This is a genomic window from Nostoc sp. GT001 (genome assembly GCF_030382115.1).
Taxonomy (GTDB): domain Bacteria; phylum Cyanobacteriota; class Cyanobacteriia; order Cyanobacteriales; family Nostocaceae; genus Nostoc.
Map to the genome: position 1 here is coordinate 2718514 of NZ_JAUDRJ010000003.1, position 16959 is coordinate 2735472.

Consider the following 16959-nt stretch of genomic DNA (forward strand, 5'->3'; position numbering starts at 1 on the left):
GAAACCCTCTTTAGACGAGTTAAATTTTTACCCATGCTTTTTATACTTTATAAATCCTTTACATTTAATTAGGCTGAGAAATAATACGGAAAAATTATCAATTTATTTGAATGTCGGCTTTATTTATCCAGACGTGATTTTTAATTGTCAGGTAGATTTGCTGATTACTTTATCAAAACGCCTAATTGCTTTATAAAAATGCCTGTTTACTTTCTCAAAACACTGAAATGCTTTCTCAAAAGAAGCTTTTACTTATTCAAACCCCAGTTTGCTTTCTCATTTCAGTGTTTTCCGCAAGCAAGAGCTGCTTTTACTTATTCAAACTCAGGTTTGCTTTCTCATTTTGGTGTTTTCCGCAAGCAAAATAAGCTTTTACTTTCTCAAACCCCAGTTTGCTTTCTAATTTCAGTGTTTTCCGCAATATAACAAAGACACGATAAATCGCCGTCTCTACAAAGGGTTAATTATTGTAGAGACGGCGATTCATCGCGTCTCTTGCCATTGGGTATAAGCGTAAGTTGAGGAGTAAAAGTAATTCGCAGCTACACAAGCAAAGTCCATAGAGGTTGACTTTGGAGTTCACAAATGATTTAAGATTGCTACACTATCTAGCAATCAACTGATGTGGAAAGAGCAGATAATGATAGCCCGTGGAAAGAAATTTTAGAAGCTTACTTTCCCCAAGCAATGCAATTTTTCTTTCCCCAAACAGCAAAAATAATTAATTGGGAACGTCCCCACGAATTTCTCGATAAGGAATTTCAACAAATAGCCCGCGAAGCCGAACTTGGTAGGAGATATGCAGATAAATTAGTTAAAGTCTGGCAAATTCAAGGACAAGAAGTTTGGCTATTAATCCATGTAGAAATCCAGGCGAAATCAGAAGACACCTTTGCAGAAAGAATGTTTTCCTATAACCTGCGGATTTTTGACAGATTTGGGAAACCTGCCATGAGTTTGGCAATTTTGTGTGATACAGACCCGAAATGACGACCCAATCAATATAGTTATAATTATCCCAATACCAGGCTTAACTTTGAATTTGGAACTGTCAAGCTGCTGGATTATCAAAATCGTTGGGCAGAATTAGAAGCCAGCGACAACCCATTTGCAACTGTAGTAATGGCGCATTTGAAGACGCAGCAAACAAGTAAAAAGCTAGGAGAACGTAAAGTTTGGAAATTTAGCTTGATTCGCCGATTGTATGAATTAGGATTGCAAGAAAAAGATATTCGAAACCTTTATCGATTTATTGATTGGGTTATGATTTTACCAAAAGCCTTGGAAGCAGAATTTTGGCAAGAGTTTAAGCAATTTGAGCAGGAGCGAACTATGAGTTACATTACCACAGGCGAGCGCATCGGTTACGAGCGCGGAAAAAAAGAACAAGGACAAACACTTGTGTTACGGCTACTACAAAAACGGGTAGGAGAGTTACCACAAGAGGTTCGGGGGCGCATTCAAACTCTTTCTTTAGAGCAATTAGAAGCACTTGGCGAAGCTTTATTGGATTTTACAGCCATTCAGGATTTACTTAACTGGTTGGAAGCAAATCAAACAGTTTAATTTTTAAAATCCAGTCGGGTGCGTTACGCCAAAAGCTAACGTACCCTAGCATTTATATATTGATTTACTATTTAACCTTTAACCAACTAAATATATCTGCTGGCGTAATTTGCCAATCTGCTAATTCATCAATAACAGTCAATTTATCGTTATTATATTTTACTTCTGGCAATTTATTAGGTTGAAATACCATCACCGATTTATCATTAGAGTCAATAAACCAACCTAATTTTGTCCCATGATTAATACAAAAAATAATTTTATCAATCACACGGTTAGGAAATTGGTCAGGTGAGAGAATTTCAATTATCCAATCTGGATAAGTTTCAAATTTATTGGCAATTTCCCCATCTTCATCAACAACAAGCCGTGACCACTCAAATACAGCAATATCTGGAACTAAAGAACGTCCTCCAAATGTGCAGCGTAATTCAGTTAATGCTAAAGCTTTTTGCTCAGGTTCGCTTACCCGATTAATCTCAGTTGATAAACGAGTTTGGATTCTGCTATGTTTTCCCTGCGGCATTGGTTTTTGATAGATTTTTGCATCAATATATTCACTAGCTGGTTGAGTTTCTGGTAATTGCAGAAACTCTGTTAAAGAAAGATTAGATGATAATATAACCATAAAAATTACTCCTAAAATAATTTAATTATATCTTTAAACCGTTTATAGGGTGTGTTGCGGATAATAAATAAAGACGCGATAAATCGCGTCTTCTGCCTTAATTACGAATTACGTTAGCGCAGCGTTAGCGAGTCATCGAGCGTCATTACGAATTACGAATTAGAAAATAATCCCAAAGAACAAATAATTTGAGGTTCTCGTTTTTCTAGTTCTTCTGTGACAATACACAAACGGTCATCCATTCGTAACGCCACTACTAACTCAGCCAATTGTTGATTATTAATACCACTTCTCAGTTGACGATTCAGAGTATCAATAGCCGACTGTCGCAAAGGATAACGGTAAATCTCATCAATTGCTTTTAAAAGTTCTTCGCTAACAAAAAGTGTTCCTTTCATTTCTTGAACATAACCCTTCAGCCGTTCATAAGTGCGGAATCTTGCACCTGATGGTCGTCCTAATTGACCCCCGGCATTTTTCTCTTCTTCAGCAATCAATTCAGCACCCTTATTTACTAACTCATGATGCTGTTTATCTCTGGGTATCGCTGGAGTAGATTCTTCACACGCCGCCACCCGAAGAACTGCTAATTGTGATTGAGTAACACTATTTCCATCGCGGTCAACATAAATCAAAGAATCATTACCCTCGGTGGTTTTCATATAAAGCAATACTCCCTCTGGTTGCACAGGTTGCGGAGTATGGGCGCGGGTAGAATAAACCACATTTTCCATTTCTTCAATGGTTTTTTTCAAGCCGGGATTACCATCTGTGGCTTTTTTCCAAATTTGAAATGCTTCTGAAGTCAAATCAACTTCTGTATCCTCTTCGCCATCTAAAACTCCAGATTTCTCGTTGTAGAGGTCGAGAATTACTCGTGCATCATCATCTTCAAAAAAAGCTTCATCGGTTCCTACCACTTCCGCATTTTCTTGCAGTCGTTTGCGGAGTCGTCCCCGCAAATTAATAATCCGTTCTACTCCCTCGGCTGGTAAAAAAGAATAACAGAGAATTTTATCAGCATTTTGGCCAATGCGGTCTACTCTTCCGGCGCGTTGAATTAAGCGAATAATCGCCCAAGGTAAATCCCAATTAACAATAATTGCACAGTCTTGTAAATTATGACCTTCACTCAAAACATCGGTGGCGATTAAAATCCGCAACTCATCTGATGATGAAATTTGTTCACGTTTTCCATTACTCACAGGGCTAAATCTTCCCGTCATTACTGTTGGGTCTTTAGATTGACCTCCTACCGCCACGAAATAAGCTATTAAGAAAGCGTTGTTCTGCGTCTGTAGGCGGCTGTTTGTGTTTAGCAATAACGTAATTCTCTAGCCCATAACGAGGTAACTTAAGTTGATTAATTACTTCTACGACTAACTCCGAGTAAAGCCGAGAATAAAAGTCTGTGTCAGAACCTTCTAGAGGAAACTTGAGACTCCGAGGTAGACGCTGGGGAAAATAAGAACGTGTCCCATCAGCAAATTCTAAATATTTCCGTCCGGTTTCATCTGTGTGGGCATAATTATCTTTAATAAAAGAGCGAGTGCGTCGCACCATGTGACGCTTCATCAATTCTCGCCAGTCATCAGGGTGTTCACTTTTTTCAAAGGCAGCTAAAGAACGCACAGAACATTGATGCTTTCTAATAAACTCTAATTCTCCTATCGAACTGCCACCCAGTTCATTAATTAAAGCTTCTGGTCTTAATCCTAAATCTTGGTCTTCTAGCACAAATAGCCGGAGTTGCGCGGAAAGGTCAAGATAACTTTTATTATATGGAGTAGCAGATAATAAAATACATTTACTTTCGTTAGTAGCAATATATTCTGTAATTGCTCGATAACGTTTGCCTTCGCGGTTCCGTAAATTATGACTTTCATCAATTAACACAACGCGGTAACGGCGGAGTTTTGGTAACTTATTTTGTACTTGACTAATTGGCATAACTTCGGCAAGTAACCGATAGTTATTTACATATTCTTGCCACATTGACACCAAGTTTTTTGGGCAAATAATCAGTGTTTCTAAAAAACAATCTTCTTGTAAAATCTTGGCCAGGGCGGTTCCAACTAAAGTTTTGCCCAAACCAACCACATCACCCACTAATACGCCGCCACGCCTAGTTACATGACGGGCTGCTAGCTGTACGGCGGCTTTTTGGAAATCAAATAAGTTGTTAAATTCGCGGGGGATGCGGAATTCTGAAAGTCCGGCGATCGCTTCATGGGATAAGTGGTAAGCTATCTTGAGGTAGATGTAGTAAGGTGAAACTAGCTCTTGCCTAGCCCAACTCTGATCGATAATTTCCGCTAATTCTTGGGAAATATCTACACAACCGTAATCTTGCCAGCGATCGCTAAACCACTTTTGCAGTTTATTACACGCATCGTGGTCTAAAATATCAACATTTAACTCCCCTTGTTTCGCCAGTCCGGGAAGGGTTAGATTACTACTACCCAAGAATCCCACAGTTGGAGTGTTAGGGTCATGACGATGTACAAGATATAACTTGGCGTGAAGAGAATGACGGAGAAACAATTTAATAACTAGTTTCTGACTTTTTAGCTGATGACTTAACCGCCGCAACCCCGCTTCATCCTGATTAGTCGGCGCACCGATAGTCAACTGCTGACGAAATTCCGCCGCCATGCGTTTTTTAAACCGCACGATGCTACTGTTATCAATCCTTCCATCACCACTACTCAGGGAAAATGCCGCATAAACTTCATCACTAGGCAAGCTTTGCATCCCAATTAGCAAACGACAACAAGCATTTTCACTGCCAACATACTGTTCAATTAAATCATCAATTCTTCGCCAACCTCTGAGGTTGAAGTAGCCAACGCAAAAATCTGCCCGATAGGAGACTTTCAGGGTTTTTCGTAAAATCGGTAGCAATGATAAATCAATATTGTCCAAAATGCGGGGCATTATTTAAAACTCTATAAATATTTCGTACATCTGTTATATAAGTAAAAATTTTTTCCAGCCAGATAGGGGCAATTCATCAATTGCCCCTACGTAAAATCAGCTATTGTTTGCGTCTAGAACAAAACAAGGCGGGGAAAGATTTGATGTTCAATCCCCAGACACAGGAAACGATGTAATTATCAAATTATTGCAATTGGTGAAGAGTGAATAGAAATAGCGATCGCTAATATTCTCATAAAAATAACCCCTGTTATAGGGGTTATTTTTAGATAATACTGTTGATAAGTAGACTAAACCACAGCAGATACTTGCTGTTTAAAGAAAGCTTGCAATACTCTCTCTGCTATTTGATGACTAGTTAAACCTAGTTCTGTCTTAGATTCATTGGGTTCAGCATGATCTACCAACACATCTGGGACACCAAATCGCTTGACAGGAACGAGAATATCTGCATCTAGTAAAGCCTCGGCGATCGCACTACCAAAGCCACCCATTACACAGCCTTCTTCTAAGGTGACAACACGGCCGATTTTCTTCGCTAAAGGCAAAATCAACTCGGTATCCAACGGTTTAACGAAACGAGCATTAATTACAGTTGCTTCAATGCCATGTTCGCTGAGAATTTCCGCAGCTTGCATTCCTGGATAGACCATTGTGCCATAAGCAACAATTAACACGTCATCGCCTGTACGCAGAATCTCGCCTTTGCCGATTTCTAAAGGTTCCCAACCTTCTTCCATCAAGGGAACACCGTAGCCATTGCCACGAGGATAGCGCATTGCGATCGGGCCACTGGTATGGTTAACACCAGTTACTATCATGCTTTGCATTTCTGCTTCGTCTTTGGGTGCCATTATTGCTATGTTGGGAATACAACGCAGATAGGCAATGTCATACATACCTTGGTGAGTGGGGCCATCAGCACCGACAATTCCTGCCCGATCCAAGCAGAAAAATACTGGCAGGTTTTGGATGCAGACATCGTGAACTATTTGGTCGTAGGCGCGTTGCAAAAAGGTAGAATAAATAACAGCTACAGGTCGCATCCCTTCTGTTGCAAGTCCTGCTGCTAGAGTAATCGCGTGTTGTTCCGCAATACCGACATCTATATATTGATTCGGCAGTTTTGCTTGAAGTTTATCTAAACCTGTCCCCGTTGCCATAGCCGCAGTAATGCCAACGATTTTGGGGTTTTGTTCGGCAAGTTTTACCAGAGTGTGAGAAAAGACTTTGGCATAAGCTGGGGGTTTGGGTTTATTAGAAGGAATGGCTTTGCCAGTTGCGACGTTGAAGGGGCTTTGGGCGTGGTAGCCAACTTGATCTAGTTCGGCAATTTCATAACCTTTGCCTTTCACTGTTGCCACGTGTACCAAGACTGGGCCTATTATCTGATGTGCTTGTTGGAAAGTGGCAATTAATTCTTCGAGATTATGCCCATCCACTGGCCCAATGTAGGTAAAGCCGAGTTCTTCAAAAACTGCACCTACCTTCGGAACAGCCAAGCGCTTCATACCTTCTTTGATGCGTCCGAGTTCGGGTGACAGGGATTCACCCACGAAGGGAATTTGCTTCAACTGTTCCTCAAGATTATCTTTAATAAATTGCACCGGTTGGCTGAGGCGCATTTTGTTGAGATAGCGAGGAATCGCGCCGACGTTGCGAGATATGGACATGTCGTTGTCGTTGAGAACAACCAACAGGTTAGTTTTCGGCATATGTCCGGCATGGTTGATGGCTTCTAAAGCCATACCCCCAGTCAGTGCGCCATCCCCAATCACAGCGACAGCTTTAAATTTTTCCCCTTTCAAGTCTCGCGCTAAAGCCATGCCCAATGCTGCTGAAATACTTGTAGAAGCGTGTCCAGCCCCAAAGTGATCAAACTTGTTTTCACCCCGTTTCAGATAGCCCGCAACTCCGTCCTTTTGTCTGAGGGTGTGGAAGCGATCGTAACGTCCTGTAAGCAGTTTGTGGGGATAAGCCTGGTGTCCTACATCCCAAATCACTTTATCCCGATCTAAGTCCAGTGTTTGGTAAAGTCCTAGTGTTAATTCGACAACACCCAACCCTGGCCCTAAGTGTCCACCATTAACTGCTACTGTTTGAAGATGCTTATCTCGAATCTGACGGGCAATCTGTTGCAGTTGGCGAACAGATAAACCGTGCAACTGATTAGGATGGGTGATTTCGCTCAGATGCATATTATAAGGTTTTCCTCTCTAACTTCGAGTCTCGGTATTTTGATTTTCCCACGGTCGGGTTGTCCACAGAATCAAACTCTTACATTGTTACTAAGTTGTAGTGGAAAGTATAACTTCTTAATTGATAATGGGGAAAAATTTGTTAACCATTAACAATTCGTCAAATTAAATTGCAATCAGTTAATGTTATAACACATTTGGCAATAAGTAATGCTACTTAAAAATTGTTTTTTGTCCGTATAGAAAAACAATTTTTCTAGGAGTAGTTTGCGGTATTTCCCTAAGCAGATTACTCAATTTTGCCATCTTCAGTTAGTACAAAAGAAAGTCAAATAATTTATAACTATATATTTAGCATAATCGCTGGTAAATATTTAACAATAGTTTCTTCTCTTGTACGGTGAAAATAGCTAATTTTATCAGCGATCGCAAGTTCCTATAGCTATGAAAATATGTATCTAAAGCTACTCTATTAGTTTATATAAATATCATGTCTGGGTAATTAGTAGATTTTAACTATAATTGTCTGTAGTGAAGCAGAGCTAGCTGTGTTACCCTACCATAATGGTTAACTACCTGTAAATTGCTGTAATAATATTGACATAGCCTGAGACTTTTCAAAATTATTCGTAAACAACAATATTTCCGACTTCTTTAAGAAGTCGGAAATTTAAAGCTTTCGATTTTTACAAATCCAATAGGATTGCTATATCTATATCTCTATTTACCAAAAGCATCTTTGATGTTATCAACAGTACGTTCAACAACATTCTTGGTGTTGTCTACTGCTTCTTTAGTCCGAGATGCATCTTCATTTGCTCTTCTCTGAATTGTAGCGGCATCTTTCTTGGCTTTGCGCTCAATAAAGCTACCATTGTCTGTTGATTGGTCAACTTTCTTGGCATTGCTCTTGGCAGCTTGCTTAACTTTATCTGCGGCATCATCAATGAAATTTTTGGTTCGTCCAGCATCTCTACTAGCTTTTTCTTGAGCGCGATCGCCCGCATCTGCAATCAAGGTTGCAGCAGGATCGGCCATTGCTGAGGTGTTAGAGAAAAATGCACCTTGCCAAACGAAAGCGATTGCTAACATACAAAACAGCGCTGTAGCCATCCAGCGTTTTACGGTGGAAAGCTGTTTTGCAACATAATTGGATTTCATACAATACAATCTCATGTGATTTAGTATACTATTTCTACTTCATTTAGCTTATTAGCCATATCGATCCCTAGATAGAAGTTCTGGCATCAATAGTTATGAAACGAATTCACTATTTTGATAGATTGAATTTTGAGTAAAGATTATTCTCTCTCTGATCGTCAAAGGTGAAATTAAACAGTTTACAGTTTACAGACTTTGGAAATGAGCGATAGAACCCAGAAAAAAGTTAGCGATCGCCCTTCAGTTAATCAACTTGCGATCGCTTCCAGCGGGCGGTTACGCCATCGCAACTGACTTTTTACGATTGGGGCGTTTGCGTTCTGATTTTCTCTTCAGTTCAACATCTGATGAGTGGTACACCTACTACAAAGCCAATGCTGAATTCTGACTCACCTCGACTGCGCTCGGCGACCACCTGGCTCCTGAATTCTGTTCGATAACATAATATACCTGCTACCTGCTCAACAACTTCCGGCGCAGATTATCCAACGCTGCATTCGCACTCACATGACGAATTAAAGTTCGACCTCGCACAGTTCCAAACTGATACTCAAAACTTATCACTTCATCCTTTGGCCCGGCTAAACCAATGTAAACTAAACCCACTGGCTTCGTATCTGTCCCTCCACTTGGGCCAGCAATTCCAGTAATACTCAGTCCCCAAGTTGTTGCAAGGCGGGTTTTGACTCCAATAGCCATTTGCTCTGCAACAGTAGCACTTACTGCCCCAAATTTATCTAAATCTTCCTGGTTAACCCCCAACAGCCTAACCTTCACCGAATTGTCATAAGAAATTACTCCACCCCAAAAGTAATCAGAACTCCCAGAAATCTCGGTCAACATTTGCCCTAAACCGCCACCCGTGCAAGATTCTGCTACTGAAAGCGTTTCTTTTGATGCCCGCAACAACTGACCGACTACGGAAGCGAGAGTATCATTATTAACGCCATAAAAATCCAGTCCGGCAATTTCTTTAAGTTGTTTTTCAATGGGCGCAATTAGGGCTTCTGCGGCTGCTTCTGAATTTGCTTTTGCAGAAACTCGTAATCTTACTTCCCCCTTACCTGCATAAGGGGCGACTGTGGGATTTGGCAACTTTAAATAGGAAGCAACCTTTTCCGCTAAAGCAGATTCACCAATACCCCAAAACTTTAAACTCCGGCTGTAAATAATTTCTTTACCCCAACCTTGACTTTTGAGAAATGGCACAGCTGTTTCTTCCCACATCGCGTGCATTTCACTTGGAACACCGGGAAAGGTAAAAATTGTGATTTCAGTACGAGGTTGCCAAATGATGCCGGGTGCTGTTCCAGTGGGGTTGGGTAGAATTTCTGCACCTTGGGGAATCAAAGCCTGCTTGCGGTTACTTGGTGACATAATCCGACCACGTTGGGCGAATTTCTGGGTTATGTCTTCGATGATGTCAGAACGTTCTACCAACGGAACTTTAAAAAAATCGGCGATGGTTTCGCAGGTGAGATCGTCTGGTGTTGGGCCGAGTCCACCAGTGAAAATGAGAATTTGCGCTCTGGAAATAGCAATTTCTATAACTTGCTTCAACCGTTCTGGATTATCTCCAACCACTGTTTGATAGTAGTGGGGAATACCTAGTTGCGCTAATTGTTGCGCCAAAAATTGAGCATTGCCATTGAGGATATCTCCTAGCAATAGTTCAGTACCAACACAAATAATTTCTGCACTCATTAGAAGGAATAGTTAGGAGTTAGGAGTTAGAAGTTAGGAGTTAGAAGTTAGGAGTTAGGAGTTCAATATTTAAAACTCATCACTCCTAATTCTTAACTCCTAACTATCATGTCAGGCTAATGCTGGTACAGGAATTTCCAGGTGAGGATATAAGGGGAAGCGATCGCACAATGCTGCTACCCGTTGCCGACAATCTTGGGTTACTACGTCGGAATCTGGAGAAAGTAAGCGATCGCTAATAATATTGGCAATCTCGGTAAATTCTGCTACTCCTAAGCCCCGTGTGGTCATTGCTGGCGAACCTAACCTCAGACCGCTGGTAACAAATGGTGACTGCGGATCAAAGGGAATAGTATTCTTGTTAGCAGTAATATTCACAGTACTGACTAACTGATCTGCCTGCTTCCCAGTTAGGCTTACAGAGCGTAAATCTACCAAGATTAAATGATTGTCAGTGCCGTTAGATACTAACTTTAAACCACGATTTTGCAGTTGTTCGGCTAAAGCACGAGCATTTTCAATTACTTGGGCAGAATAAGTTTTAAACTCAGGCTTGAGGGCTTCTCCAAAAGCTACTGCCTTACCAGCAATAACGTGTTCCAATGGCCCGCCTTGGCTGCCAGGAAAAACAGATTTATCTAGCTTTTTACCTAGTTCTGCGTCGCTAGTCAAGATCAAACCACCTCTAGGACCGCGTAGAGTCTTATGGGTAGTTGTTGTGACTACGTGACAGTGAGGAATCGGGTCGGGATGAAGACCAGTGGCAACTAAACCAGCAATGTGAGCAATATCGGCAAGTAAGTAAGCGCCGATTTCATCAGCAATACTACGGAATTTTTCAAAGTCAATTACACGTGGATAAGCCGAATAACCACAAATCAAGAGCTTAGGACACTCCCTCAGCGCCAGCTCGCGAATTTGATCGTAGTCAAGTTGTTCTGTTTGTTGACTGACACCGTAGTGACTAACTTGGAACCACTTACCTGAAAAATTGACAGGGGAACCGTGGGTAAGATGTCCCCCATGAGACAAATCCATCCCCATAATTTTGTCCCCTGGTTCCAACAGTGACAGGAACACAGCAAAATTCGCTTGTGCGCCAGAATGGGGTTGCACATTTGCATGAGCAGCCCCAAATATCTGTTTAGCGCGATTGATCGCTAGTTGCTCTATTTTGTCGATAAACTCACACCCGCCATAGTAGCGTTTGCCAGGTAAGCCCTCAGCATATTTATTTGTCAATACCGAACCTTGAGCCGCCAGTACAGCAGCAGACGTAAAGTTTTCACTAGCAATCAACTCCAAGTGATCTCGTTGACGCTGTAGTTCGTCGTTGATTAACCCTGCGATCGCCGGATCGCTGGAAGAAAGAAAGTCTGAATTAGTCCTAGTCACTTGAATTATCCTTATGGAAATTTGTACAACGGCTGATTTTGCTTGGACGCAGCACCTAAATATACAGTCAAGAGCAATGGTTTTTGACTGCTGTACAGAGGGAATTAATCGTCTCCGTACTCTGGAGGTTTATTTGTGCCAACTTATTTATTATTAGATCCAAGCTCGATTAATGCATTAATTATCATAACGTTGCTTTTTGAAATCCTCACCTTGCTGCCTGTTGTGAGGTCGTTAGACAGTATTCTTTATGAGCCTATGTTAAATAATGCTTAGGGACTTGCGTGAAAATAAAGTACCAATAAACCGAGTTTCGACTGCGCTCAACTCTCAACATCTGAGGGTTGAGCGCAGCGATGCACTGAGCGCAGTCGAAGTGTCGAAACCCTCCTGGCTGGGACACTATTAACCCGCAGATCCCTTACTGCGATCGCTGCTCTGTAGAATGATTCATGAACAACAAGAACCCCAACTTCTTTAATAAGTCGGGGTTCTGCGGGCTGCAATTCTCACAAATCAAAAAATCAAATAGGATTCATATAGCGATTTTGATAGTAAGCCAAAATCTGGTTAACTCGTTGCCGATTTTCTAAGCTAGAGTTTGGTGTCCACGAGAGACTCAAGCCAGCAATTTGACTTTGATTGTAATCAAACTGTTGGGATGACTGGGGAATTAAGTCCACTTCCACCCCTTCGATTTGACGTAAATGAGCTGCTATTTCTCTATAAACAGCTAAAGGCAAACCAGCGAATTCAACTTTTTCCTTAGTCTCCATCTTTATGAAGCTCCCACATTAAAGGTATTTTGGAGGGGCGTTGTCACTGAAATAGCATTGCTTATAACAGATGCAGCTGACGACGTTGATTTGACAGTCCCTTCCCCTACCATTTTGGCAACTTCAATACCATATTGTTCCAAAATCACGATGGGGTTGTAGCCCTGATTCATTTCAATACGTTTAATTAGTACGCCATTTGCTAATCGTTGTCCCGCCTGTACATACCGACTTGTCGGCTCATCGGGTACTTTGATAATTGCCTGTGGTTCTTTACTAATTAGAACTACACCAGTCACAACCACTGCCCTTGCTAACTCAGGCTGTGCTGGCGGTGGCAATACAGAGACTAAAGTGGGGTTGGGGACAACTTGAGGCAAAACTTTAGGCAACACTGAAGTCAAAGTAGGATTGACTTTTTTTGGTAGGGAAGAAACGTTATTTTTCTTTGGATTTAAAGCGATGCTGCGTGTTGGAAGTTTTCGTACTGCTAGTGATGCAGTCGGTAGCTTAGGAACCACGGGAACTGGTCTTCCAGATGTTTTAGCCATTCCGGGAAGAGTCTGCCCGAAAAGTTGTGCAAAAGGATCGCTTCGAGCTTTTGATACCACAAGTTCCCGTGTTCGCTCTGTAGCATTCGTGGATTGAATCAAGTTAACAGATGCAAGATTAACTTGTGAAACCTGTTTGGCTGGTATCACTGGATTCTTAAAGGATTGAGCCGCTGGTGGCGACTTTTTTGCTATTTTGGGAACTGGCACAGGATTGATGGCTTGTGGTGTATCTTCAGAAGCACATCCGGCGATCGCCAAAGTTAGAATAGCTGCAATTGTAATTTTTGAAGTTATGCCCATGAGCCTTTCTCAAAAGCCATTGGAAAATTGAAAAGTGGAAATCAACATGCCTAAAATTTGGATCAAAGGCAAAGTATCTTCCCTTTATAACCTAATTTTTTACATTTCAAGGGTTATTTTTAGCACTGCATCCACAGTATAACTGCGGTTTGTTGTTTGTTTGCAGTCAATCTTCTGCCACACCCATAAGCTCTTTCATCAAATCCAGTCCTTTCTTGACTCGACGGGAAACTGTTACTACACTGATGCCCAGATGTTCTGCAACTTGTTTTTGGGTCAAATCTTGCAAAAACACACATTCCAACACGTCGCGGGTGCGTTTTTCTAGCTGAACCAACGCTTGTTGTAAGCGAAGTTGATCTTCTTGTGCCAGTTGAAAGCTGCGATAGTGAGGATCTGGAACCAATTCTCCCAAGCAAGTAGAACCTTCTTCTCCATCTTGGATTGGCACATCAAGACTCAAGGGAGCGCGATTGACCCATGCTAATTTAATTTCTTGCCATTCGTTTGGAGAAATTTCCAGTGCTGCTGCTAATTCCGAGTCGGTTGGTTGACGATTGTGTTTTTCACGCCAAGAACGTGATACTCCTATTGCTTGCTGTTGGAGCGCTAACCATTTCCGAGGAATTCGCACGGTGACACCTTTATCTCGGAGATAGTGTTGAATTTCACCCCGAATATAGGGAAGAGCGTAGGAACTGAAGGCATGTCCCTTGGAAATTTCAAATCTTTCAATAGCTCTGATTAAACCCAAACATCCAACTTGGAGCAAATCATCGTAGGTTTCATGACATTGATTTGTCCAATAGTGAGCTTCTTTTCTCACAAGTCCAAAATTGAGTTTTACCAGTTGATTGCGGGTATTTTCTGACGGAGATTGCTGATATTCTCGCAACAACTGCCAAATTTCGTGCTTTAGTTCAGTGGTGACTGTGGTAGGCATAGCACCGGGTTTATTGAGCAAATAAAGAATCAATTATTCGCTTTTTAAATTCAGCTGCGATCGCACGATATCAAATGAAATATGGCGCTATATTTCCTAGCAAATACTATGGGAGATAATAAAGACTTTCTATTAAAATTCCATAGGTTACTTGACAATCGAGCAGAATTTAAATGGGCGAAATCGTTATTTAGTTGGTTATTTATCTTTGGTATGACCTGTAGCTTTTTTAGAACCACATAGAAATAAAATATAAAATTAATCACTAAATATAAAACCGAGATTGTACTTAACTTGAATTAATTAATGATGAAGTTAATTTAGAGAAAAGAAACAAAAGTAGTCGAGCTTTTGTTTGACAAGCAAAAGTTAGATTTACAGTAAAATTACGTGTTCATCCCAATAAAAATTATCCAAAGTCCACAAATTACTAATAATTTAGAAAAATCTTATGTATATTTACGCAAGTCAATAAAAAAAGGGCGTCTCACCCTTTTTTGTACTTAAGTCTATAGTGTTTTAATGAAAGGGAAAAGGTTAAAGGGATGAATCAAGTCACCCATAAGACTGAGGGATAATAATTTTCCCAATTGTCAGGGCTATTTTGCCCTCAGATTTAACTTTTTCTCATTTTTGTAAAAAATTTATCCACCCTCTTTAAAAAAGAGGGTGGATAGGTTAACTTTTGCGATCAAGTCTGATACTTACAGAATTGTCGTTTTGAGTGCCAGTCAGTTGCCTTACTTTCGAGGATTTAGCCACGAGTCGATTCAACCCGTCCATAAAATAGACCACGAATCTTGACTTCTTTTGGTTCGCCAGCACCTAAATCTGTATCAGATGGCTGTTCGCTCTCGAAAGTGCCAGCAATTTCACCGCTAGAACTGTCTATTTTGGCGATTTGCAGAGAAATCTTGCCATTAAGATTTTCAGCACGCTTGACGTTAGTGCGGGTAAGTTCTTCATCATCTGCTTGGGCGGGAAGAGCCACAGCATTATCGTAGCCACTGACGACACCACGACCTTTGGGATCTAGGAAGGCAGCACCACGATAGGAAGGAACTTTAAAGCTGCCTTCAAAGTCCGTAGAGGTGTTAATACTAGTCAAGCTGGGTTGGCTTTGAGCAACCAAATTTTTGATGGTGAAGAGGAAAGGTACTCGTTCACCACCAGGAAGTTGCACAGTGATAGCTTGGAAGTCAAGACCATCAGTTTCCGTAAAAGTCAGGCTATTATCTGCGTTGACTTTCAGATTACCTTGCACCTGGTCAATGGTGGAAGTGTATCTGGTCAACAATTTGCCAGCAACAAATTCTGCTTCTTGCCGTTTATTAGCAGGTTCTTCTTTAATGAAGAAGCTAGTTGGTTCCAAGCAAAGTTCTTTGATGGTATAAGACTGGCTAGAATCAATGGGAAGGGAACCACGGCTTGTTTCTGCTAGTTGGGGGCATTTGTTCGCCAAGCCAGTGCCGCGAATTTGATCGTAAGTGAGTACATCTCTACCACTACTGGTAGTAGGAGCATCACTACAAGCGGTTATTAGTCCCAGGCACAAAGCCAAGAATGCAACAATTAAAGCGCGATACCTCATGGTCAACCTCAATCTCAAAAATTAATATCTAAGTTGTAAAACTGCATCGAAGCTTTGATCTCTGATGAGAAGCCGCTACTCTGCGAAAAGCTACCTTTGTTCGGACACGGCTTTGCTCTGATAAGAGAGTTGAAGCAAGTGTTCGGGTGTCTAGTTGTCAGACGCTGCTCAAACTTTTCTCTGCTAAACGTAGTTAAACGTGTCGCTATCTTGAGCTTGGGGTGTAGACCCCAGACTAAGTAGCACACTGCATCCATTTTGGATGTGTGTCACTAGGGGAGCAAAAAACCAGCAGTTTTACTGTTGGTGGCATTTGTTTGGAATTGGGCGAGTGTATGAGTAAGCTCACACAGAGAAGCATAAATGCTTGTGCCTTGAAAAATGCAAACAGGGGTGTCTGCTTCGCACTTTGCTCTTGCTTATCGTAAAAGCGGCGTCGCCCAAGTCTTTTTGTATCATGTATGTGACGCCACTACATACAGCCCATTGTTAGATGGGTAAATCAGCCAGATCATACGATTTTTTTTAACTCAAAATCAAAGTTCTCAAAATCCAAGAAAGTCTCGTCCCGATCGCATCTAGCTTCTGTAAAGCCTATGCTAAAGGTTACTACGCTCTTTTTGGAGCGATCGCAATTGCTTTTGATAAAGATACAAATCTAGTTATATTCACCCCTAACTAGGGCAAGTGAGGAGATGCGATAACAGGGAGACAACTGACAAACTAGGGAAAATTAAAAATCTCCGGTAAATTTGAGTTGACCTCATTTATACGGAAAAGGTGGCATGAACGATCACAAAAATATTGAATCAGAGAAGTTGTCTGCTAAACTGCAAGCGATCGCAACTGTGGTGTATGATACCGCTACAGCTTGTGAAGGCGATACTGTAGCTCTTTTGGCTTTGCTGCGGCAATTAGAGCAGTTACACCGAGAGATCCGGGATGGGGTTTTTCAAGAGAGTTTGCCTGTTAACCGCCGCCAACTTTACTCACTGCTGAAAGATATTGAGTCTGAGGGAGGCTGGCCCTACATTGAGCGCATGAGGCTACAAGCCTTTTTAGCGAATTTGCCACAAGAGGCTCCCGAAGAAAATAGCCATGAACTTTTGGAGAGCGATCGCTCTTTTGGCTGATTAGCTCGAAATTTATTTTTAGCTCTGAATTAATAACTCTGATCGCCTCATCAACCGCTAAACCAAGAGCGGT

12 protein-coding genes and 1 pseudogene are annotated in these 16959 nt (G+C 41.3%); 2 read left to right on the forward strand and 11 right to left on the reverse strand.

Going from position 1 to position 16959, the window contains the following annotated elements; genetic code table 11:
• Positions 1–687: 687 nt before the first annotated feature.
• Positions 688–1566, forward strand: a pseudogene (locus tag QUD05_RS14465) (DUF4351 domain-containing protein).
• A gap of 67 nt (positions 1567–1633) precedes the next feature.
• Here the strand turns inward: QUD05_RS14465 and QUD05_RS14470 are convergent.
• From QUD05_RS14470 to QUD05_RS14520, 11 genes are all read right to left on the reverse strand, one after another.
• A complete protein-coding gene (locus tag QUD05_RS14470) occupies positions 1634–2194 on the reverse strand; it encodes a Uma2 family endonuclease (protein ID WP_289796663.1) in 561 nt (186 codons plus the stop codon).
• Positions 2195–2346: 152 nt separating this feature from the next.
• Positions 2347–3456: a helicase-related protein gene (locus QUD05_RS14475; RefSeq protein ID WP_289796664.1), complete on the reverse strand. Its 1110-nt coding sequence runs from the start codon at positions 3454–3456 to the stop codon at positions 2347–2349.
• A complete protein-coding gene (locus QUD05_RS14480; protein ID WP_289796665.1) occupies positions 3434–5131 on the reverse strand; it encodes a phospholipase D-like domain-containing protein in 1698 nt (565 codons plus the stop codon). Before QUD05_RS14480 ends, QUD05_RS14475 begins: the two co-directional genes overlap by 23 nt.
• A gap of 290 nt (positions 5132–5421) precedes the next feature.
• A complete protein-coding gene (gene dxs, locus QUD05_RS14485; RefSeq protein ID WP_289796666.1) occupies positions 5422–7329 on the reverse strand; it encodes a 1-deoxy-D-xylulose-5-phosphate synthase in 1908 nt (635 codons plus the stop codon).
• Positions 7330–8049: 720 nt separating this feature from the next.
• Positions 8050–8490, reverse strand: coding sequence for a hypothetical protein (locus QUD05_RS14490; protein WP_289796667.1), 441 nt, complete (start codon positions 8488–8490; stop codon positions 8050–8052).
• A gap of 453 nt (positions 8491–8943) precedes the next feature.
• Positions 8944–10194, reverse strand: coding sequence for a competence/damage-inducible protein A (locus QUD05_RS14495; RefSeq protein WP_289796668.1), 1251 nt, complete (start codon positions 10192–10194; stop codon positions 8944–8946).
• 111 nt (positions 10195–10305) lie between these two features.
• Positions 10306–11589 (reverse strand): serine hydroxymethyltransferase, encoded by a 1284-nt coding sequence (gene glyA / locus QUD05_RS14500; protein WP_289796669.1) that lies wholly within the window; start codon positions 11587–11589, stop codon positions 10306–10308.
• Positions 11590–12113: 524 nt separating this feature from the next.
• Positions 12114–12365 carry a hypothetical protein gene (locus QUD05_RS14505; protein ID WP_289796670.1) on the reverse strand — a complete coding sequence of 84 codons (252 nt, stop codon included), beginning with the start codon at positions 12363–12365 and terminating at the stop codon, positions 12114–12116.
• Between the two features lie 2 nt (positions 12366–12367).
• A complete protein-coding gene (locus tag QUD05_RS14510; protein WP_289796671.1) occupies positions 12368–13219 on the reverse strand; it encodes a hypothetical protein in 852 nt (283 codons plus the stop codon).
• A 166-nt stretch (positions 13220–13385) separates the two neighbouring features.
• Entirely contained in the window at positions 13386–14162 is a 777-nt protein-coding gene (locus QUD05_RS14515) for an RNA polymerase sigma factor SigF (protein ID WP_289796672.1), read from the reverse strand.
• Positions 14163–14916: 754 nt separating this feature from the next.
• A complete protein-coding gene (locus QUD05_RS14520; protein ID WP_289796673.1) occupies positions 14917–15753 on the reverse strand; it encodes a photosystem II manganese-stabilizing polypeptide in 837 nt (278 codons plus the stop codon).
• 785 nt (positions 15754–16538) lie between these two features.
• On the opposite strand from QUD05_RS14520, the gene QUD05_RS14525 reads away from it, so the two are divergent.
• Positions 16539–16886: a hypothetical protein gene (locus QUD05_RS14525; RefSeq protein WP_289796674.1), complete on the forward strand. Its 348-nt coding sequence runs from the start codon at positions 16539–16541 to the stop codon at positions 16884–16886.
• The last annotated feature ends 73 nt before the right edge of the window (positions 16887–16959 follow it).

What these genes read in the sequence shown, in the direction of transcription:
- QUD05_RS14470 (WP_289796663.1), bottom strand. Translation starts at nt 2,194, where the DNA reads ATGGTTATATTATCATCTAATCTTTCTTTAACAGAGTTTCTGCAATTA.
- QUD05_RS14480 (WP_289796665.1), bottom strand. Translation starts at nt 5,131, where the DNA reads ATGCCCCGCATTTTGGACAATATTGATTTATCATTGCTACCGATTTTA.
- dxs (WP_289796666.1), bottom strand. Translation starts at nt 7,329, where the DNA reads ATGCATCTGAGCGAAATCACCCATCCTAATCAGTTGCACGGTTTATCT.
- QUD05_RS14490 (WP_289796667.1), bottom strand. Translation starts at nt 8,490, where the DNA reads ATGAAATCCAATTATGTTGCAAAACAGCTTTCCACCGTAAAACGCTGG.
- QUD05_RS14495 (WP_289796668.1), bottom strand. Translation starts at nt 10,194, where the DNA reads ATGAGTGCAGAAATTATTTGTGTTGGTACTGAACTATTGCTAGGAGAT.
- QUD05_RS14505 (WP_289796670.1), bottom strand. Translation starts at nt 12,365, where the DNA reads ATGGAGACTAAGGAAAAAGTTGAATTCGCTGGTTTGCCTTTAGCTGTT.
- QUD05_RS14510 (WP_289796671.1), bottom strand. Translation starts at nt 13,219, where the DNA reads ATGGGCATAACTTCAAAAATTACAATTGCAGCTATTCTAACTTTGGCG.
- QUD05_RS14515 (WP_289796672.1), bottom strand. Translation starts at nt 14,162, where the DNA reads ATGCCTACCACAGTCACCACTGAACTAAAGCACGAAATTTGGCAGTTG.
- QUD05_RS14520 (WP_289796673.1), bottom strand. Translation starts at nt 15,753, where the DNA reads ATGAGGTATCGCGCTTTAATTGTTGCATTCTTGGCTTTGTGCCTGGGA.
- QUD05_RS14525 (WP_289796674.1), top strand. Translation starts at nt 16,539, where the DNA reads ATGAACGATCACAAAAATATTGAATCAGAGAAGTTGTCTGCTAAACTG.